The organism is Streptomyces sp. NPDC006879 (assembly GCF_042869595.1).
GTDB lineage: Bacteria > Actinomycetota > Actinomycetes > Streptomycetales > Streptomycetaceae > Streptomyces.
The window spans coordinates 163443-183698 of sequence record NZ_JBIAGC010000004.1; the positions used below are offsets into that span (position 1 = coordinate 163443).

The following is a 20256-nucleotide window of genomic DNA, read 5'->3' on the forward strand; positions in this document are numbered from 1 at the left end:
ACCATTCCCCTGTCCGCACAACTGCTGCGCACCGTCGTCGAGATCCCCCATCGACGGTTGTCCTCCCGCCGACCTACCCCGAGGGTCGGGCGTCGCCCGCCGCGGCCCAGAAAGCGGTAAGGCCCGCCCCCCGAGGGGGACGGGCCTTACCGTTTCAGCTCAGGCTCGCGCCGGGGCGCGAAGCTCTGCGATCAGCTCTGGCCTCCGGCCAGCTTCTCGCGGAGCGCAGCCAGGGCCTCGTCCGAGGCCAGGGCGCCGGCGTTGTCGTCGGACTCCGAGGAGTACGAACCGCCGGAGATGCCCGCACCGGCGTTGCTGGCGGCGGCCGGGGCGGCAGCACCCTCGGCAGCAGCGGCCTCGTCGGCCTCGCGGGACTTGATGACCTGCGCCTGGTGCTGCTCGAAGCGGACCTGCGCCTCGGCGTACTGGCGCTCCCACTCCTCGCGCTGCTTCTCGTAGCCGGGCAGCCAGTCGTTGGCCTCCGGGTCGAAGCCCTCGGGGTAGATGTAGTTGCCCTGGTCGTCGTAGGACGCGGCCATGCCGTACAGGGTCGGGTCGAACTCCACCGAGGCCGGGTCGGCACCGAAGGACTCGTTGGCCTGCTTCAGCGACAGCGAGATCCGGCGGCGCTCCAGGTCGATGTCGATGACCTTGACGAAGATCTCGTCGTTGACCTGGACGACCTGCTCCGGGATCTCCACGTGGCGCTCGGCCAGCTCGGAGATGTGGACCAGGCCCTCGATGCCCTCGTCCACGCGGACGAACGCACCGAACGGAACCAGCTTGGTGACCTTACCCGGGACGACCTGGCCGATCTGGTGGGTCCGGGCGAACTGCTGCCACGGGTCTTCCTGGGTCGCCTTCAGCGACAGGGAGACGCGCTCGCGGTCCATGTCCACGTCGAGCACCTCGACGGTGACTTCCTGGCCGACCTCGACAACCTCGGACGGGTGGTCGATGTGCTTCCAGGACAGCTCGGAAACGTGGACCAGACCGTCGACGCCACCGAGGTCCACGAAGGCACCGAAGTTGACGATCGAGGAAACGACGCCGGAGCGGACCTGCCCCTTCTGCAGGGTGGTGAGGAACGTCTGACGGACCTCGGACTGGGTCTGCTCCAGCCAGGCGCGGCGGGACAGGACCACGTTGTTGCGGTTCTTGTCCAGCTCGATGATCTTCGCCTCGAGCTCCTTGCCCACGTAGGGCTGGAGGTCGCGGACGCGGCGCATCTCCACAAGGGAGGCCGGCAGGAAGCCACGGAGGCCGATGTCGAGGATGAGACCACCCTTGACGACCTCGATGACGGTACCGGTGACGATGCCGTCCTCTTCCTTGATCTTCTCGATCGTGCCCCAGGCGCGCTCGTACTGCGCACGCTTCTTGGACAGGATGAGACGGCCTTCCTTGTCCTCCTTCTGGAGAACCAGGGCCTCGATCTCGTCGCCGACCTTAACGACCTCGTTGGGGTCGACGTCGTGCTTGATCGAGAGCTCGCGGCTCGGGATGACGCCTTCGGTCTTGTAACCGATGTCGAGCAGGACCTCGTCCCGGTCGACCTTCACGATGACGCCGTCGACGATGTCGCCGTCGTTGAAGTACTTGATCGTCTCGTCGATCGCGGCGAGGAAGGCTTCCTCGTTACCGATGTCGTTGACCGCAACCTGCGGAGTGGTGGCGGTGGTCTCGGTGCTGCTCGTCATGTGGGAAAGGGCTCCGGTTACGGACAGAAAGTCGTAGGTACTGCTACGCCGGGAGCCCTTATCGCCTCTGCATACGACCAGACAGCCAAAGAGGCCCAGACTTCCGCACAAGCGGAAAGGCCCCGAAAACCGAGGGGACTACTACAGACGCGAGCGCAGCCTGCTAGGTCTGAGGAGCACAGGCTCGCAGCGCAACTTGTAGCATACGGGGGCAGCCGGACAGGGTCAATGCGCGAAGGTGCACACCAGGGGGCGTATAGCGCATACCCGGCACAACTCGTGCTGACTTTCCTCGTCACAGCCCGCTACCGGAGGGTGCGGGACACGGCGATTCGCAGCGAAGACTACGACGACGGGCCCCATGAACCAAGAGGTTGGCGCCACCGAAGGCGCATACGACGAAGCCGAAGCGACCCGACGCAGCGCCGGCGAGGCGGAGAGCAGTCGGGCCAGCCGCAGCTGGTGGGACCGCAACGCCGACGAGTACCAGAGCGAACACGGCGCCTTCCTCGGCGACGACCGTTTCGTCTGGGGGCCGGAGGGCCTGGACGAAGCCGAAGCCGAGCTGCTCGGCCCGACCGCCCTCCTCAAGGGGCTCGACGTGTTGGAGATCGGCGCCGGCGCGGCCCAGTGCTCCCGCTGGTTGGCCGCCCAGGGCGCCCGACCGGTCGCATTGGACCTCTCCCATCGCCAGCTCCAGCACGCTCTGCGGATCGGCGGCCGGGTACCCCTGGTCGAGGCGGACGCCGGCGCGCTGCCCTTCGCCTCCGCCAGCTTCGACCTCGCCTGTTCCGCCTACGGCGCGGTGCCCTTCGTCGCCGACCCGGTGAACGTGATGCGCGAGGTCCACCGGGTGTTGCGACCGGGGGGCCGCTGGGTCTTCTCCGTCACCCATCCGATCCGCTGGGCCTTCCCCGACGAGCCCGGACCGCAGGGCCTGTCCGTGGCCGCCTCCTACTTCGACCGCACCCCCTACGTGGAACAGGACGAACAGGGCCGGGCCGTGTACGTGGAGCACCACCGCACCTTGGGGGACCGGGTCCGCGACGTGGTGGCGGGCGGGTTCCGGCTGGAGGACCTGGTGGAGCCGGAGTGGCCGGAGTGGAACAGCCAGGAGTGGGGAGGCTGGTCCCCGCTGCGCGGGAACCTGATCCCCGGCACCGCGGTCTTCGTCTGCGTACGGGACTGAGCACGTGGTGCGGACCGAAGCCCTTCGGGCCCTACCGGTGCGGGAGTCGCTGCCCGCCCTCAGCCGAGCGCTCCGGACCCACGGCGCAGCCGTGCTGTGCGCTCCGCCGGGGACCGGAAAGACGACCCTGGTGCCGCTGGCGCTGGCCGGTCTGCTTCACGGGGGCCCGGAACGCCGGGTGCTGGTGGCCGAACCCCGGCGAATCGCGGCCCGGGCGGCGGCGCGCCGGATGGCCTGGCTGTTGGACGAGCCGGTCGGCGCCTCCGTCGGCTTCAGCGTGCGCGGGGAACGGGTGGTGGGGGCGCGGACCAGGGTCGAGGTGGTGACCACCGGGGTCCTGCTCCAGCGGCTCCAGCGGGATCAGGAACTGGCCGGGGTGGACGTGGTCGTTCTGGACGAGTGCCATGAGCGCCACCTGGACGCGGACACCGCAGCCGCCTTCCTGCTGGACGTCCGCGCCGCGCTGCGGCCCGAGCTCCACCTGGTGGCCGCCTCCGCCACCACGGACGCGGCAGGCTGGGCACGGCTGCTGGGGGACGCGCCCGTCATCGAGACGCCGGGCGTCTCGCACCCCGTGGAGGTGGTGTGGGCGCCGCCGGCTCGTCCGGTACGCCCGCCGCACGGTATGCGGGTGGATCCCGCGCTGCTCACCCACGTCTCAGCCGTCGTCAGGCGGGCACTGGCCGAACGGGACGGAGACGTCCTGTGCTTCCTGCCCGGTGTCGGCGAAATCGCGCGGGTGGCCGCCCAGTTGAGCGGGGTCGAGGCAGATCTGCTCCAGGTCCACGGACGGGCCCCGGCCCATGTGCAGGACGCCGCGCTTGCTACCTCTCCCGAGGGCAGGCGACGGGTGATCCTGGCGACCTCGGTCGCCGAGTCGAGCCTGACGGTGCCCGGAGTGCGGGTGGTGGTCGACTCCGGTCTGGCCCGGGAACCACGCACCGAACACGCCCGCGGGCTGGGCGCGCTGACGACGGTACGGGCTTCCCAGGCCGCCGGCCGACAGCGCGCGGGGCGCGCGGGCCGAGAGGCTCCGGGCGCCGTTTACCGGTGTTGGACGGAAGCGGAGGACGGCCTGCTGCCCCGCTTCCCGGCACCCGAGATCCGGCTCGCCGACCTGACCGCCTTCGCCCTGCAGACCGCCTGTTGGGGGGACCCCGGGGCCACCGGGCTCGCGCTGCTCGACACACCCCCCGCAGGCGCCATGAGCGCAGCCCGCACGGTCCTGGAAGCGGTCGGGGCCGTGGACGGCACCGGCCGGGCCACCGAGCGCGGGGTACGCCTTTCCCGACTCGGTCTGCACCCGCGGCTGGCCCGCGCCCTGCTGGACGCGTCGGAGGTGGCCGGGGCCCGGCGGGTGGCGGAGGTCGTGGCGCTGTTGAGCGAGGAGCCGCCGCGGGAGTACGGGGACGACCTGGCCGCCGTCTGGCGCAGGGCCCGGGCGGGTTCGGACGCCTACCGGGGACGCTGGCGCGCGGAGGCGGGCCGCCTGGCGGCTTCCCTCCCGGTTGCACCCGCTGCGCCACCGGGCCCTGCGCTCACCGACGACGCCCTCGTGGGGCTGGTGGTGGCACTGGCCTTCCCCGAGCGGGTGGCCCGTCGCCGCGGGGAGAGCACGTACCTCATGGCTTCCGGCACCGGGGCGGAGCTGGGCGCAGGTTCCGGGCTGCGCGGCGCCGAGTGGCTGGCGGTGGCAGTGGCGGACCGACCGGTGAGCTCCGCCTCGGCGCGGGTCACCCTGGCCGCCGTGATCGACGAGGCGAGCGCCCGCACCGCCGCCGCGCAGTTGTACTCCGAGGGCGAGGAAGTGCGTTGGGAGAGCGGGGACGTGGTGGCCCGCCGCGTGACCCGGCTCGGCAGCATCGAGCTGACCGATCGACCCGTGCGGTCCCCGGACCCCGACAAGGTGCGCGGCGCACTGCTGCACGGGTTGGAGGCGGAAGGGCTGGAGTTGCTCCGCTGGTCCCCCGGGGCGCGGAACCTGCGCCACCGGCTGGCATTTCTCCATCGCCAACTCGGTACCCCCTGGCCGGAGGTCAGTGGCCAGGCGCTGGCGGCCCGTGCCGACGAATGGCTGGAGCCCGAACTGTCCCGGGCCCGGCGCCGATCGGACCTGTCCCGCCTGGACGCCGGTCAGGCACTGCTGCGGCTACTGCCCTGGTCGAGCGGGGATGCGGGGCGACTGGACGAGCTGGCGCCGGAGCGGATCGAGGTGCCCAGCGGCTCTCGCGTCCGGGTGGACTACTCGGCCGACCAGCCCGTTCTGGCCGTGAAACTCCAGGAGTTGTTCGGTTGGGCCCAGACACCGCGGGTGGGTGGCAGCCCCGGGGTGCCGGTACTGGTGCATCTCCTGTCACCCGCGGGCCGGCCGGCCGCCGTGACGGCTGATCTGGCCTCCTTCTGGAAGGACGGCTACCGGGCAGTGCGCGCGGAGCTGCGGGGCCGCTACCCCAGGCATCCGTGGCCGCAGGACCCGGCGACGGCCCAGGCCACTCGGCATACCAACGCCCGGCTCGGGCGCTGAGGCCGCCGGCGGGCTCAACCAGCCGACAGGGGCGCCCGCACGCCCCTCCCGGCCGGCCGGTGGCCCGTCCGCGGGTGGACACCACGCCGGCCACGTGCCTCCAGCCAGAGCGCGAGCCCCAGGGCGGTGAACCCGAGGAGGGCGAGTGACGCCGGTGCGTAGGTGTGCAGGACGAGCAGCTTGGTCCGGTTGGATCTGACCAGCTCGACGGTGTACCGCAGGTAGTCCTCGCGCATCTTCACATGACCGTCGAAGGCAACCAGCCGCTGGCCCGGCGCATCGGCGGCGAGGGTACCGCCACGAAGCTCCTCGGTATGGATCTCCTCGCCCCTGACGGGCGCTCCGGTGACTGGCTCCACCCAGAACATCCGCTTGGTGGTGTACCAACGGCTGGTCCCGGTCGATTCCTCGATGGTCGCCGCATCCAGCCCGGGAAGCGGCAATTTCTTGGGGAAGGGCACCTTGGTCCAGGGCACGGTCTGCTCGAAGTAGTAGACGTCCAGCCCCCGGAACTTCCGCGGACCGACGTAGTGGATCGGCGCGGAGGTGCGCGTCTGGGCGTCGAAGTAGAGGTAGTCGCGGGGCTCGGTGAAGAACGGCCACTTGAACTCGATCCCCTCGCGCCGCACCGGATCGCCGTCCACCATCTCGCCGGTGGCGTGGACCGGTTCCTGGGTGTGGGCGTCGAAGATGTAGCGCTCGGTCAGTTGCGAGACCACAGCACCGTCGGACCCGACGACATGCGACAAGGTGTCCCAGACGACGACGTCCCGACCAGCGCTTGCCTCGATCTCCCGGGACCGTTCGACGTTTCCCTTGAGGGTCTGGACGATGGTGATCCCGGGGACCTCGGCCGGCTTCATCGTCCGGTAGTCGAGGAGGGTCGCCGGCTTGGCCTCCAGGACCGTCTCCTGGTACTGGCCGGCCGGGATCTTCGCCAACCGGGGGAAGGCGTACCAGCGCAGGAGGGGAGCCAACGCCCCACAGAACACGGCGAGGGCGAGGAGGACCAGTGCCGCTCCGCGTTTCATGGCCGCCCTCTCAGTGTCCGGGCGCGGTGGGGACGGTGGTGAGCAGAGGGTCGGGCGAGGTTCGCCCCTCGGGCGTCCCGGCCGCCGTGAGGGCGAGCACGAGAGACAGCGCGGCGGCCAAACCGATGGCGGCGGCGAGGAGTGCACGCATGCCGGACTCCGGATCTGATACATCGTCAGGACCCGGGCACGGTAGCAATCCAGGGGCGAGATGAGAACAGGTCGCGCCCACGCCCCCCAGCGGGACTCCGCGCTCCGCCCTTGATCAGTGCGCGCTCAGTCCTCCTCGGCGGCGCTGCGTACGGCCGCCGGAACCGAGCTGCGGGACGGCGCGGGCGTGGGGCTCGGTGTGGGTGACGGCTCAGGCTTCGAGGAAGGCGAGGGCTTCGGTGACGGCTTCGGCTCAGGCTTCGGGGAGGGCGTGAGCGACGGCTTCGGTGTACGACTGGGCGCCGCGCTTGCCGTCGGGGACGGCGAGGCGGTCGGAGAGACCGTGCCGCTCGGGGAGGCACTTGGTCGCGGCGAGGGTGAAGGGGATGGCGAGTCGCTCACGGAAGGGCTGGCAGAAGCGCTGGCGGAGGGCGAGGCGGAAACACTGGACGACGGCGTGGGGCTCGGCGAGGCAGTCCGGCTCGGCGTGGGGCTCGGGCTCGGCGAGGCGCTGGCGGAGGGCGAGGCGGAAACACTGGACGACGGCGTGGGGCTCGGCGAGGCGGTCGGGCTCGGCGTGGGGCTCGGGCTCGGCGAGGCGCTGGCGGAGGGCGAGGCGGAAACACTGGACGACGGCGTGGGGCTCGGCGAGGCGGTCCGGCTCCACGTGGGGCTCGGGCTCGGCGAAGCACTGGCGGAGGGTTTCGCACTCAAAGTGGGCTTCGGGCTCGGAGTGGGCTTCGGGCTCGCGGACACCGTCGGCCTCGCACTCGGCTTCGGCGGCTGCACCGGTGGCAGTGGCCCCTTGCCATCCGGGACTTCGTGGGCTCCGCCCAGGTAGTAGGCGAACCACGAGCGCACCGTGAAGAGGTACTCCCGGGAGCGGTTGTAACTGAGCACCGCCCTGTCCAGGTCAGTGCCCTCACGCAGATCGCGCCCGCCCGCGCACAGGTAACGGCCAGCGGCCAGCGCCGCGTCGAAGACGTTGTTCGGGTTGCGCTGCCCGTCGCCGTTCGCGTCCTGACCCCAGACGGCCCAGGTGGACGGGATGAACTGCATGGGCCCCACGGCCCGGTCGTACACGCCGTCGCCGTCGTACGCGCCGCCGTCGGTGTCCCGGATGTGCGCGAAGCCGGCGCCGTTGAGCACCGGCCCCAGGATCGGGGTGAGGGTGGTGCCCGTGCCATCGACGCGCCCACCGCGCGCCTGACCGGACTCCACCTTGCCGATCGCGGCGAGCAACTGCCATCGCAGCCCGCAGCCCGGGTCGCTCACCGCGACGGTACGTTCCGCCCCCTGGTAGGCGGCCAGCACCGTCGCGGGTATCCCGCGTGCTCCCTTCGCCCCGCTCAGCAAGGGAACGTCCGGGTCGGTGGGGCTCTCGTCCGCACCGGGTACGGGATCACCTGCCGGGTCAGGGTTCGCGCTGGCGCTGGGGGGCGCGGTGGGGTCGGCGCTGGGCTGCGCCGGCGGTATCGGGCTGACCAAGGGCGGCAGTTCGGTGTAGTAGGTGGAGTCTCCCCCGGATTCGCCAGCCGGTTGCGGAAGGCCGGTCGGGGTGCGGTCCACCGCCCCGGCCGTGGTGAACGTCTGACCGCCCGGCCCCTGGGAGGCGCTCACCGCAGCTACCACCAGGGCGGATACCAGCGCCGCGACGCCACCGCGCCTCGTCCTGCGACCGAACCTGCCTGCCCTGGACATATGCTCTCTCCCCCTGTCGACTGCGGTGGGCTGCTCGTGGCTCCCCCGGTCGGCGGTCAGCCGCAGGCGACCTTACGACACGTCCGCTGCGGAGGGCAGGGCTCGGAGCGCATGCTTCACCAATCCGCCACACCTTCCCCCGGACTCCCGGTAACACACTCTGGCCAGCGAAACCTCCCCGCCTCACAGCGCGTCTTCGGTCACCGGGAAAGCCTCGGAAGCAAGGTCAGGTATGCCTTTCACACTCAGTCACGCAGCAGCGGTGCTGCCCGCCCTTCGCAGAAGGGGCGACGCGCGCGGGTCGTTGGTCGCCTGCGCCCTGATCGCGGGTTCGTTCGCCCCGGACGCCACTTACTTCCTGGACAGTCTGGTCACCGGTGCCATGGCGTTCGGAGCGTTCACGCACTCCTTGCCCGGTCTGTTGACCGTGGACGTACTGATCACCGGCGTGCTGGTCGGGCTGTGGCTGCTGGTGCGGGAGCCCGTGGTCGCCCTGTTGCCACCCGCCTGGCAGCCTCGATGGGGGTCGTTGGTCCGCGGGGAGCACTGGAGGCGGCGGCCACCCCTGTTGCTGGCGGCCTGGTTCTCCCTCTCGTCGGTGCTGGGCTCGCTCAGTCATGCCGGTTGGGACGCCTTCACCCACCCACACCGCTGGGGCACCGAGGCCTTCCCCTCCCTGATGCGGCCCCTTGCCGGACTGCCGACCTACACGTACGTGCAGTACGGCAGTTCCGCCGTGGCCCTCGGCGTACTCACCTGGTTCACCGTACGAGCCCTGCGGGCCACCGAAACCGGCCCCGCCACCGCGCCCTTGCTCGGCAGGCGCCAGCGGCGCTGGGTACTGGTGGCGCTCGCCGGTTGCGCCGTGGCGGGGGCGGTTCACCGCTGTGCCCGCTGGTACGGGTACGTCGGCGAGATCGAGACGCCCCTCGACATCCTTCCGACGGCCTGTTTCGGCGCAGGGGCTGGCCTGACCACGGGGGTGCTGTTGTACGCGATGGCGGTGCGGATCGGCAGACGCAAGAGCGGCGACCGGCCATCCCGGAAAGGCAGCGTGCCGGTGCCCTCGCAGTGAGGGCACCGGCACCAAGAGCACCCGCGGGCGGATCAGTGCGCGGCGGACTCCCAGTCGGCGCCGACCCCGACGGACACGTCCAGCGGGGCCTGGAGCTCGACCGCGGCGGCCATTTCGCGGCGGACGATCTCCTCAGCCCGGACGCGCTCTCCCGGCGCGACCTCCAGCACGATTTCGTCGTGGACCTGGAGCAGCATCCGGGACTTCAGGCCCGCCTCGGACAGTGCGCGGTCCACCCGCAGCATCGCGACCTTGACGATGTCGGCGGCAGTGCCCTGGATCGGGGCGTTGAGCGCCATGCGCTCGGCCATCTCACGGCGCTGACGGTTGTCGCTGTTGAGGTCGGGCAGGTATCGGCGGCGGCCCAACATCGTCTCGGTGTAACCGGTGGCGCGGGCTTCTTCGACGACGCGCTGGAGGTAGTCGCGGACGCCACCAAAACGCTCGAAGAAGGTCTCCATCAACCCCCGCGCTTCGGCCGGTTCGATGTTGAGTTGCTGGGAGAGACCGAAGGCGGACAGACCGTAGGCCAGACCGTAGGACATCGCCTTGATCTTGCGCCGCATCTCGGCGTCCACGGCGGACCGCTCGACGCCGAAGACCTGCGAGGCGACGGTGGTGTGCAGATCCTCACCCGACAGGAAGGCCTCGATCAGGCCCTCGTCCTGCGACAGGTGCGCCATCACCCGCAGCTCGATCTGGCTGTAGTCGGCGGTCATCAGGGCTTCGAAGCCCTCACCGACCACGAAGCCGCGGCGGATGGCGCGACCCTCGTCGGTGCGCACCGGCACGTTCTGCAGGTTGGGGTCGGTGGAGGACAGCCTTCCGGTCGCGGCCACGGTCTGGCTGAAGGTGGTGTGCACCCGGCCGTCGGCAGCGATCGTCTTGATCAGACCCTCGACGGTGACCCTGAGCTTCGCCTGTTCCCGGTGCCGGAGCATGATCACGGGCAGTTCGTGGTCGGTCTGTGTGGCCAGCCAGGCAAGGGCGTCGGCGTCGGTGGTGTAGCCCGTCTTGGTCTTCTTTGTCTTCGGTAGGCCCAGTTCACCGAAGAGGACCTCCTGGAGCTGCTTGGGCGAGCCGAGGTTGAACTCGTGGCCGACGGCGGCGTGCGCCTCCTTGACCGCCTGCTGCACCGCACCGGCGAACTGCTGCTCCATCGCTTCCAGATGTGCGCGGTCCGCTGCGATGCCGTGCCGCTCCATCCGGGCCAGCAGCTCGGAAGTCGGCAGCTCCACGTCGTGCAGCAACTCGGTGGCGCCGACTTCGGCCAACCGCCCCGCGAAGGCGTCTGCGAGGTCCAGCACGGCCCGGGCCTGGGCCATGAGCGCATCGGCCTCGGCGCTCTCGTCTGCGCCGAAGGCGAGCTGCCCGTCTGCCGCCGCGGGCTGCAACTCCCTGCCCAGGTACTCGACGGACAGCACGTCGAGGGCGAAGGAACGGCGCCCGGGCTTGACCAGGTAGGCGGCGAGCGCAGTGTCCATGGTGACGCCGTCAATGCGCCAGCCGTGCTCGGGGCACACCCGCATGGCGCCCTTGGCGTTGTGCAGCACCTTGGGGCGGTCCGGGTCGGCGAGCCAACGGGCGAACGCATGCTCGTCGGCTTCGTCCAGGCCCGTCGGGTCGAACCAGGCCGCGGCGCCGTCCGCCGCGGCGAGCGCGACCTCGCTGACGCTGCCGGCACCCAACGCCCAGGCGTCGACGGTGGCGATCCCGAGCGGCACGGTGGCGTGGGCGGACAGCCAGGGGGCGAGCTCACCGGCACCCAGTACGCTGCCCTCCAGTTCGACGCCAGCGGCCGGGGCTGGTGCCTCCTGCTCTTCTGCGCCCGGGTCCACGGCGAGTAGGCGCTCGCGCAGCGAAGCGTTTCGGATCTCCAGAACGTCCAGTACGCCCGTGACGGCCGACCGGTCATAAGGGGCCCGCTCCAGTTCGGCCGGCGTGCGGCCGAGATCCACGTCCTTGACCATCTCCGTCAGGACACGGTTGAGCTTGACCGACTCCAAGTGGTCCCGGAAGTTCTGCCCGGCCTTGCCCTTGACTTCCTCGGCACGCTCGACGAGTTGCGCGAACGACCCGAACTGGTTGATCCACTTCGCCGCGGTCTTCTCACCGACGCCGGGGATACCCGGCAGGTTGTCGGACGGGTCTCCGCGCAGGGCGGCGAAGTCGGGGTACTGGGCCGGTGTCAACCCGTACTTCTCGATCACCTTCTCCGGGGTGAACCGGGTCAGCTCCGAGACCCCCTTGGTCGGGTAGAGCACGGTGGTGTGCTCCGAGACCAACTGGAAGGAGTCCCGGTCACCGGTGACGATCAGCACCTCGAAGCCGGCTTGCTCGGCCTGGGTGGCGAGGGTGGCGATGATGTCATCGGCCTCGAAGCCCTCGACGGCGAAGCGCGGCACGCCCATCGCGTCCAACAACTCCCCGATCAACTCCACCTGACCCTTGAACTCGTCAGGGGTCTTGGAACGGTTCGCCTTGTATTCGGGGAACTCCGTCGAGCGCCACGTCTTGCGCGACACGTCGAAGGCCACCGCGAAGTGGGTGGGCGCCTCGTCGCGCAGCGTGTTCGCCAGCATCGACGCGAAACCGTAGATCGCGTTGGTCGGCTGGCCGCCCGCGGTGGTGAAGTTCTCCACGGGCAGCGCGAAGAACGCCCGGTACGCCAGGGAATGCCCGTCCATGAGCATCAGGCGCGGGCGCTGCGCTGGGGTCTGCTGGTCGGTCTTCTTCGATGCTGTGTCTGCCACGCTTCGATCCTAGGCGGCCCCACTGACATTTCCGGCGCCGCGTCCGCTCGCGACCTCACCCGCGGCCCGTGACAGGATCGGAGGGGTACGGGACGTCCGCGCCCGTGACGCGCGCCGGCCCCGGGGTCGTGCGCCGCAGGTTCGACAGCTCGAAGGGGAGCGCCATGGCCGCCAAGCCGCCCACAGGTGATCCGGTACAGGACGCGCCGCAGGTCGGGCCTCCCCAACACGCCGCGGCCGGACTTCCCGCGATCGGGCACACCCTGCGCATCGCCCAACAGCAGATGGGACTGCGGCGAACGGCGCAGACCCTCTTGAAGGTCAACCAGAAGGACGGTTTCGACTGCCCCGGTTGCGCCTGGCCGGAAGGCGAGCACCGGCATGCGGCGGAGTTCTGCGAGAACGGGGCGAAGGCCGTCGCCGAAGAGGCCACGCTGCGCCGGGTCACCCCTGACTTCTTCGCCGCCCACCCGGTGGCGGACCTGGCCGAACGCAGCGGGTACTGGCTGGGGCAGCAGGGGCGGATCACCCAGCCCGTGTACCTGGCGGAGGGCGCCGACCGCTACCAGGCGGTGACCTGGGAGCGGGCCTTCGAGATCATCGCGGAGGAGCTGAAGGCGCTGTCCTCACCGGACGAGGCCGTCTTCTACACCTCTGGCCGCACGAGCAACGAGGCAGCGTTCCTCTATCAGCTCTTCGCACGCGAACTGGGCACGAACAACCTGCCCGACTGCTCCAACATGTGCCACGAGTCCTCCGGATCGGCACTGAACGAGACGATCGGGGTCGGCAAGGGAAGTGTCAGCCTGGAGGACCTGCACCAGGCCGACCTGATCATCGTCGCCGGCCAGAATCCGGGCACCAACCACCCTCGGATGCTTTCGGCCCTGGAGAAGGCCAAAGGCGCGGGGGCCCGGATCATCTCCGTGAACCCGCTGCCCGAGGCCGGCATGGAGCGGTTCAAGAACCCTCAGTCGCCCCTCGGTGCGCTCAGGGGGACCGCCCTGAACGACCTCTTCCTCCAGATCCGCATCGGTGGGGACCAGGCGCTCTTCCGGTTGATCAACAAGTTGGTCCTCCAGGCCCCGGGAGCGCTGGACGAGGAGTTCATCGCCGAGCACACCCACGGGTTCGAGGAGTTCGCCGCAGCCGCGCGGCAAGCCGACTGGGACGAGACGCTGACGGCCACCGGCCTGACCCGCGCCGAGGTCGAAGAGGCCGTCCGCATGGTGCTTGCCTCCCGGAAGACCATCGTGTGCTGGGCGATGGGGCTGACGCAGCACAAGCACGCGGTGGCCACCATCCGCGAGGTGGTCAACCTGTTGTTGTTGCGGGGGGACATCGGTAAGCCGGGCGCCGGAGTGTGCCCGGTGCGCGGCCATTCCAACGTGCAGGGCGACCGCACCATGGGGATCTTCGAACGACCGGCGGAGTCCTTCCTCGACGCCCTTGACCGGGAGTTCGGCATCGTCTCCCCGCGCCACCACGGCTTCGACGTGGTGCGGGCCATCGAGGCGTTCCGCGACGGGAGGGCCCGGGTCTTCATCGCCATGGGCGGGAACTTCGTCGGCGCGACGCCCGACACCGCGGTCACGGAGGCGGCGCTACGCAAGGCCGCGCTGACCGTGCACGTCTCCACCAAGTTGAACCGCTCGCACGCCGTGACCGGCAGGCGGGCGTTGATCCTGCCGACGCTGGGGCGCACCGACCGCGACGAACAGGCCTCGGGCCGGCAGTTCGTGACCGTCGAGGACTCGATGGGCATGGTGCACGCCTCGCGCGGCAACCTGCCGCCGGCCAGCCCGCACCTGCTCTCCGAACCCGCCATCGTGGCACGGATGGCGCGGGCGGTTCTCGGTAGGGCCTCCCGCACCCCGTGGGAGGAGTTCGAAGGGGACTACACCCTGATCCGTGACCGGATCTCGCGGGTGGTACCGGGCTTCGAGGACTACGACGCCCGCGCCGCCCGGCCCGGCGGCTTCACCCTGCCGCACGCGCCGCGCGACGAGCGGAGGTTCCCCACCGCCACCGGGAGGGCCAACTTCACCGCGGCCCCGGTGGAGTACCCGCGGGTGCCCGAGGGGCGGCTGCTGCTTCAGACGCTGCGCTCGCACGACCAGTACAACACCACGATCTACGGCCTGGACGACAGGTACCGGGGCATCACCGGAGGGCGTCGGGTCGTGCTGGTGCATCCCGTGGACGCGCAGGAACTGGGGCTGTCCGAGGGTGCTTATGTGGACCTGGTGAGCGAGTGGCGCGACGGGGTGGAACGACGGGCGCCGGGGTTCAAGGTGGTGCACTACCCAACGGCCCGCGGGTGCGCCGCGGCCTACTATCCGGAGACGAACGTGCTGGTGCCGTTGGATTCCACGGCCGACACCAGCAACACCCCGGCGAGCAAGTCGGTGGTCGTCCGCTTCGAGCCCGCGGGCGAGCGCTAGTTGTATTGCCCTGTGAGGTCGGGGCCCCGGCCGGCCCCGCCCAAGCGCCCGCTCAGTGGCCTGGCAGGATGACCTCACACCGCAGGGTGTTAACGATCGTTGACGAACGGAGCCGACCCATGGGCGAGCAGACCACCGTGAAGTTTCCGCAGGAGGTCATCGAGGAGTACGCCGCGCTGGGCGTGGACCTGCCCGCGCTCTTCTCCGCCGGACACCTCGGCGAGCGCATGGGCGTCAAGATCCTCGAAGCCTCCGCCGACCGCGTGTTGGGCACCCTGCCCGTCGAGGGCAACACCCAGCCCTACGGGCTGCTGCACGGCGGCGCCTCGGCCGTACTGGCGGAGACCCTGGGGTCGATCGGGGCGATGCTGCACGGCGGCTCCACCAAGATTGCCGTCGGTGTGGACCTGAACTGCACGCACCACCGCGGCGTGCGCTCGGGCCTGGTCACCGGCGTGGCCGTGCCCGTGCACCGGGGTCGGACCACCGCCACCTACGAGATCGCGATCACCGACGAGCAGGACAAGAGGGTCTGCACGGCCCGCCTCACGTGCGTCCTGCGCGAGCTCCAGCGCGGCGAAGGGGAGAACGGCTGAAACCGTCCCGCCCGGCGCTCCCAGCGGGCGCCGGGCGGACCCATCGACTCCGGTTCCCTCGCACTGTTGTGTCACCGATCGTGACCACTTAGCTTGCCCTCATGAGGACCACGCCGCACCACCGGGCCGCCCTGGCCGCATGCGCCATCCTCGTCCCCCTGGCCGTCGCCGGTTGCTCCACCCCGTCCGGCCCGCGCCCCTCTCATCCCTCGCCCTCGGAGCCCGCACCGCACCCCACCAGCCCCGAGGAGACGTGTTTCCGCCTCATCTCGTACTGGGCGAAAGAAGCCATTCGGGGTTCCAAGTGGGCAGGCCTGGACTGGGAACAGAAGGGGCTTTCCAACCAACAGTACGAAATCCACGAGGTCATCCTCGCCGACGCCCGAGCCGAGGAACGAACACACGGCCGCAGTAAGGCACTTGAGCTGATCGACCGGGAAGCCGACCGGCAGTGCACACTGACGCGGGGAGCCACCCGCAGCTCGGAGAACTGGCGCCCGCCGCAGTGACCCGACTCTCCGGATAGTCACGCGCCCCGTTCGCTTACCGGGCACCGCCCCACACCTCTCGGCATTCGGTTACACCCGCGTTTCCACCACTTCGCACCCGACCGGTCCGGAGCCTCTCCCCTCGCTCCGCGATCACCGTGCGTCACCGTCGCGCAGACGAGCGGGACGTTTTATCAGGTCAAGTCGCCGCAGGGCGAATCCTCGATCACCATCGACGAGCACAGGGCGCCACCTTGGCCGAATCCGATCTACGTCAGGACCATGAATGCCTCAAGCCCCTTAGCAGAACTGGGAATTCTCAACATGTGGGCAGGGTCGGCCGTCACCTTAAGGACCGATCTGTCCATACTCCCCCCGCCCATTCTTGGCCCTGGCATAACAAGAGCGTCACATCCTCACCTCCCTGCTCCCCCGCCCTGACCACCTCCGCCTAGAGTCACGGCCAGTCACCGCGCCGCCGGGCGCGAACCAGCACGGCCGTGGATATCCCAAGTGCGGCCCGGCGACATATCGGCACCCTTGCGAGGGGCCGCGCCAGGGAAAGGATTAATCGTGCGACACCGTTCTCTGCTCCTCATCACCTCCGTGATTACCACTGGAGCCCTCAGCCTCACCGCGTGCGGCTCGCGCGACGACAAGAGCGACAGCAGCAACAGCGACGGCGGCAAGAAGGTCGTCGTCATCGGTGTCGACGCACCGCTGACCGGCTCCCTCTCGGCACTCGGCCAGGGCATCAAGAACTCCGTGGACCTGGCCGTCAAGACGGCCAACAAGAACAACGAGGTCCCCGGCGTCGAGTTCAAGATCGAAGCACTCGACGACCAGGCCGTCCCGGCCTCCGGCCAGGCCAACGCCGCCAAGCTCGTCGGCAACAAGGACGTCATCGGAGTCGTCGGCCCGCTGAACTCCGGCGTCGCCCAGTCCATGCAGGGCGTCTTCGCCGCCGCCAAGCTGGCCCAGGTCTCCCCGGCCAACACCAACCCGGCGCTGAGCCAGGGCGACAACTGGGGCAAGGGCGAGTACAAGCGCCCCTTCGACACCTACTTCCGCACCGCCGCCACGGACGTGGTCCAGGGCAAGTTCGCCGCCCAGTACCTCTACAACGACGCGAAGAAGAAGAAGGTCTACGTCGTCGACGACAAGCAGACCTACGGCGCCGGCCTCGCCGCCATCTTCTCCGACGAGTTCAAGAAGCTCGGCGGTGAGGTCGTCGGCACCGACCACGTCACGGTCAAGGAGACCGACTTCTCCGGCACCGCCAACAAGATCAAGTCCTCGGGCGCCGACTCCGTCTACTTCGGCGGCCAGTACCCCGAGGGCGGCCTGCTCGCCGACCAGATCAAGAAGGCCGGAGCCAAGATCCCCACCATGGGTGGAGACGGCCTCTACGACCCGGCGTACATCTCCGCCTCCGGTGAGCCCAACGAGGGCGACCTCGCCACCTCCATCGGCGCGCCGGTCGAGAAGCTGGAGACGGCCAAGAAGTTCGTCGCCGACTACACCGCCGAGAACTACAAGGACCCGTACGCGGCCTACGGCGGCTACTCCTACGACGCCGGCTGGGCGATCATCCAGGCCGTCAAGGCCGTCGCCGCCGCCAACGACGGCAAGCTCCCCGACGACGCCCGCGCCAAGGTCACCGAGGCACTCGGCAAGGTCGCCTTCGACGGCGTGACCGGCAAGGTCGCCTTCGACGAGTACGGCGACACCACCAACAAGCAGCTCACCGTGTACAAGGTCGAGGGCGGCGTCTGGAAGGACGTCAAGAGCGGCACCTACGAGGGCTGACCCACCCCACCCGGCGGCCCGACGGCCGCCGGGCCCCCTCCCCAAGTAATCAGCCGCGCGAGGGCGCAAACAGCGCCCTCGCGCGGAGTCTTATCCGACACGCTCATCGGAGGCTCTGCGGTGAACGAACTGCCGCAACAGCTGGTCGACGGCCTCGCCCTCGGTTCCCTCTACGGCCTCATCGCCATCGGGTACACCATGGTCTACGGCATCGTCCAGCTCATCAACTTCGCCCACGGCGAGATCTTCATGATCGGGGGCTTCGGCGCCCTCACCACCTACATCTGGCTCCCCAGCGGAACCTCCCTCCTGGTGGCGATCCCGCTCATGATCATCGGTGGCGCGATCGCCTCCGTCGCCGTCGCCACCGCCGCGGAGCGCTTCGCCTACCGCCCCCTGCGCGGCGCACCACGACTGGCTCCCCTCATCACCGCGATCGGCCTCTCGATCGCCCTTCAGCAGATCGTCTGGGGCTTCTACCCTGACGCCAAGAAGGCCCGCAGCTTCCCGCAGTTCACCGGGGACTCCTTCGAGTTCCTGGGCGGCGACCTGGCCATCCAACGCGCCGACGCCTTCGTCCTCGTCCTCGCCCCGCTGTGCATGCTCGCCCTCGGCGCCTTCGTCGCCAAGAGCCGCAGCGGCCGAGCCATGCAGGCCACCGCCCAAGACCCGGACACCGCAAAGCTCATGGGCATCAACACCGACCGCATCATCGTGATGGCCTTCGCCATCGGTGCCGCGTTCGCCGCCGTCGCCGCAGTCGTCTACGGACTCGACAAGGGCCAGATCAACTTCGAGATGGGCTTCATCCTCGGACTGAAGGCCTTCACCGCGGCCGTCCTCGGCGGCATCGGCAACATCTACGGAGCCATGGTCGGCGGCGTCGTCCTCGGACTCGCCGAGACCCTCTCGATCGCCTACATCGAAGACATACCCGGCATGCAACAGCTCGGCGGTGGCGCCTGGTCCAACGTCTGGGCATTCGTACTTCTCATCGTCGTCCTCCTCGTGCGGCCCCAGGGCCTGCTCGGTGAGCGCGTCGCGGATCGGGCGTGAGAACCATGACCACCGAGAGCACCACGAACACCCCCACGGCAACGGCCGACAGCGACTCCCGCGCCACCATGCTGCGCTGGATCACCGCTGCCGGCGGCCTCGCGACCTTCGCCAGCACCTTCCTGGCCTGGACCTACACGGACGCCTTCCCCGGCGACCTCACCGTCTACGGCTACCCCGCCGGCCTCCAGGTCCTCACCCTCATACCGGCCCTGCTCACCACGCTCTTCGCGCTCTCCGCGCTCGGCATCAAGGGACTCGGCTGGCTCGCCCCGACCGGCCATCGCAAGCCCACCTTGCTGTTCGCCCTCGCGGCAGCCGGAACCGCCTGGTTCACGGTCATCGCCATCGCCATCGAACTCGGCGGACTCGTCAACCTCGAACCCGGCGGCTACGTGGCAGCAGCGGCCTCCGCGCTCCCCGTCGCCAGCGCCTACCTGCTCCCCGAAGACACCCGCAAGGCAGCCGCGCCCAAGGCCATCCCCTCCTGGGCCGAAATCCTCATCATCGTCGGCGCCTTCGCCACCGGACTCATCGTCGCCACGTACGGCATCGACACCAACGACAACGAGCCCGAAGTCTTCATCGGCTACCTCATCACCGTCGGCTTCGGCGCCACCGCCCTCATCAAGTCCGGGCTCATGCTCCGGCTCTCGGCCATCACCGCCAAGAACCGGCAGATCACGCTGATCTCGGCCTTCGTCGCCGCCGCCGCCTTCCCGTTCACCCAGAACACCGACCAGTACACCCTGGTCGCGGTCAACATCCTCATCTTCGCGACCGTCGCCCTGGGCCTGAACGTCGTCGTCGGACTCGCCGGACTCCTGGACCTCGGATACGTCGCCTTCCTCGGCGTCGGCGCCTACACAGCCGCCCTCGTCTCCGGATCCACCGCCTCCGTCTTCGATGTCCAGTTCCCCTTCTGGGCCTCTGTCCTCCTCGGCGCCGCCGTCTCCCTCATCTTCGGCGTCGTCATCGGAGCACCCACCCTGCGCCTGCGCGGCGACTACCTCGCCATCGTCACCCTCGGCTTCGGTGAGATCTTCCGCATCGCCATGGGCAACCTCGACGGCGTCTCGGGACCGAAGATCACCAACGGCCCCAACGGCATCCCGAACATCCCCGACCTCGAATTCTTCGGGTACAACTTCGGACAGTCCCACGTCATCTTCGGCATCGAGCTCGGCGCCTACGCCAACTACTACCTGCTCATGCTGCTCGTCATGATCGTCGTGGTGCTCGTCTTCGCCCGCGCAGGCAACTCCCGCATCGGCCGCGCCTGGGTCGCCATCCGCGAAGATGAAACCGCCGCCACCGCCATGGGCATCAACGGCTTCCGCGTCAAGCTCATCGCCTTCGCACTCGGCGCCACCCTCGCCGGCCTCGCCGGCACCGTACAAGCACACGTCCAGCACACGGTCGTCCCCGAGATGTACCAGTTCGCCGGACCCGTTCCGCCCAACAGCGCCTTCTTGCTCGCGGCGGTCATCCTCGGCGGCATGGGCACCATCAGCGGCCCGCTGCTCGGCGCCACCCTCCTCTTCATGATCCCGGCCAAGCTGCAGTTCCTCCAGGACTACCAGCTCCTCGGCTTCGGTATCGCCCTCATCCTGCTCATGCGCTTCCGCCCCGAAGGCCTCATCCCCAACCGGCGCGCCAAGCTTGAGTACCACGAAGAATCCGCAGACCAGGCCCCCCAGGACCCGGCCACTGCCACAGCCAGGGCGGGGGCGTGAACAC

General features: G+C 69.7%; 14 protein-coding genes and 1 pseudogene. 10 read left to right on the forward strand and 5 right to left on the reverse strand.

The genetic code is table 11. The features are described from left to right. Window positions 1–191: 191 nt before the first annotated feature. Complete coding sequence (rpsA, locus tag ACFYMC_RS05210) at window positions 192–1700, reverse strand: 30S ribosomal protein S1 (RefSeq protein WP_388519054.1); 1509 nt, start codon at window positions 1698–1700, stop codon at window positions 192–194. Between the two features lie 361 nt (window positions 1701–2061). On the opposite strand from rpsA, the gene ACFYMC_RS05215 reads away from it, so the two are divergent. Both ACFYMC_RS05215 and hrpB read left to right on the forward strand, forming a co-directional pair. Continuing rightward, window positions 2062–2889 carry a class I SAM-dependent methyltransferase gene (locus tag ACFYMC_RS05215; protein ID WP_388519057.1) on the forward strand — a complete coding sequence of 276 codons (828 nt, stop codon included), beginning with the start codon at window positions 2062–2064 and terminating at the stop codon, window positions 2887–2889. A 4-nt stretch (window positions 2890–2893) separates the two neighbouring features. Continuing rightward, a complete protein-coding gene (gene hrpB / locus ACFYMC_RS05220) occupies window positions 2894–5413 on the forward strand; it encodes an ATP-dependent helicase HrpB (RefSeq protein WP_388519060.1) in 2520 nt (839 codons plus the stop codon). Window positions 5414–5427: 14 nt separating this feature from the next. Here the strand turns inward: hrpB and ACFYMC_RS05225 are convergent, their stop codons facing one another. Beyond that, complete coding sequence (locus tag ACFYMC_RS05225) at window positions 5428–6444, reverse strand: DUF3068 domain-containing protein (RefSeq protein ID WP_388519063.1); 1017 nt, start codon at window positions 6442–6444, stop codon at window positions 5428–5430. Between the two features lie 10 nt (window positions 6445–6454). Continuing rightward, the gene (locus ACFYMC_RS05230) at window positions 6455–6595 is read right to left on the reverse strand and encodes an SPW_0924 family protein (protein WP_388519065.1); all 141 of its coding nucleotides are present in this window, start codon (window positions 6593–6595) and stop codon (window positions 6455–6457) included. Window positions 6596–6712: 117 nt separating this feature from the next. Between ACFYMC_RS05230 and ACFYMC_RS05235 the strand changes: the two genes are divergently transcribed. Further along, entirely contained in the window at window positions 6713–7435 is a 723-nt protein-coding gene (locus ACFYMC_RS05235) for a hypothetical protein (protein ID WP_388519280.1), read from the forward strand. Window positions 7436–7548: 113 nt separating this feature from the next. Here the strand turns inward: ACFYMC_RS05235 and ACFYMC_RS05240 are convergent. After that, window positions 7549–8295: pseudogene (locus ACFYMC_RS05240) on the reverse strand (hypothetical protein); the annotation flags it as partial. 232 nt (window positions 8296–8527) lie between these two features. Between ACFYMC_RS05240 and ACFYMC_RS05245 the strand changes: the two are divergent. Continuing rightward, window positions 8528–9370: a DUF4184 family protein gene (locus ACFYMC_RS05245; protein WP_388519068.1), complete on the forward strand. Its 843-nt coding sequence runs from the start codon at window positions 8528–8530 to the stop codon at window positions 9368–9370. A 32-nt stretch (window positions 9371–9402) separates the two neighbouring features. Here ACFYMC_RS05245 and polA read toward each other — a convergent pair whose 3' ends face one another. Then, a complete protein-coding gene (gene polA, locus ACFYMC_RS05250) occupies window positions 9403–12123 on the reverse strand; it encodes a DNA polymerase I (RefSeq protein ID WP_388519071.1) in 2721 nt (906 codons plus the stop codon). Between the two features lie 164 nt (window positions 12124–12287). On the opposite strand from polA, the gene ACFYMC_RS05255 reads away from it, so the two are divergent. The 6 genes from ACFYMC_RS05255 to ACFYMC_RS05280 all read left to right on the forward strand — a co-directional run bounded on the left by ACFYMC_RS05255 (window position 12288) and on the right by ACFYMC_RS05280 (window position 20252). Next, on the forward strand, window positions 12288–14567 hold the full coding sequence (locus ACFYMC_RS05255; RefSeq protein ID WP_388519074.1) for an FdhF/YdeP family oxidoreductase: 2280 nt from the start codon (window positions 12288–12290) through the stop codon (window positions 14565–14567). A 119-nt stretch (window positions 14568–14686) separates the two neighbouring features. After that, the gene (locus ACFYMC_RS05260) at window positions 14687–15163 is read left to right on the forward strand and encodes a PaaI family thioesterase (RefSeq protein ID WP_388519076.1); all 477 of its coding nucleotides are present in this window, start codon (window positions 14687–14689) and stop codon (window positions 15161–15163) included. Window positions 15164–15264: 101 nt separating this feature from the next. Next, entirely contained in the window at window positions 15265–15672 is a 408-nt protein-coding gene (locus ACFYMC_RS05265) for a hypothetical protein (RefSeq protein WP_388519079.1), read from the forward strand. Window positions 15673–16224: 552 nt separating this feature from the next. Then, a complete protein-coding gene (locus tag ACFYMC_RS05270; RefSeq protein ID WP_388519082.1) occupies window positions 16225–17460 on the forward strand; it encodes a branched-chain amino acid ABC transporter substrate-binding protein in 1236 nt (411 codons plus the stop codon). A 120-nt stretch (window positions 17461–17580) separates the two neighbouring features. Further along, window positions 17581–18516, forward strand: coding sequence for a branched-chain amino acid ABC transporter permease (locus ACFYMC_RS05275; protein ID WP_388519085.1), 936 nt, complete (start codon window positions 17581–17583; stop codon window positions 18514–18516). A gap of 5 nt (window positions 18517–18521) precedes the next feature. Next, complete coding sequence (locus tag ACFYMC_RS05280) at window positions 18522–20252, forward strand: branched-chain amino acid ABC transporter permease (protein ID WP_388519088.1); 1731 nt, start codon at window positions 18522–18524, stop codon at window positions 20250–20252. The last annotated feature ends 4 nt before the right edge of the window (window positions 20253–20256 follow it).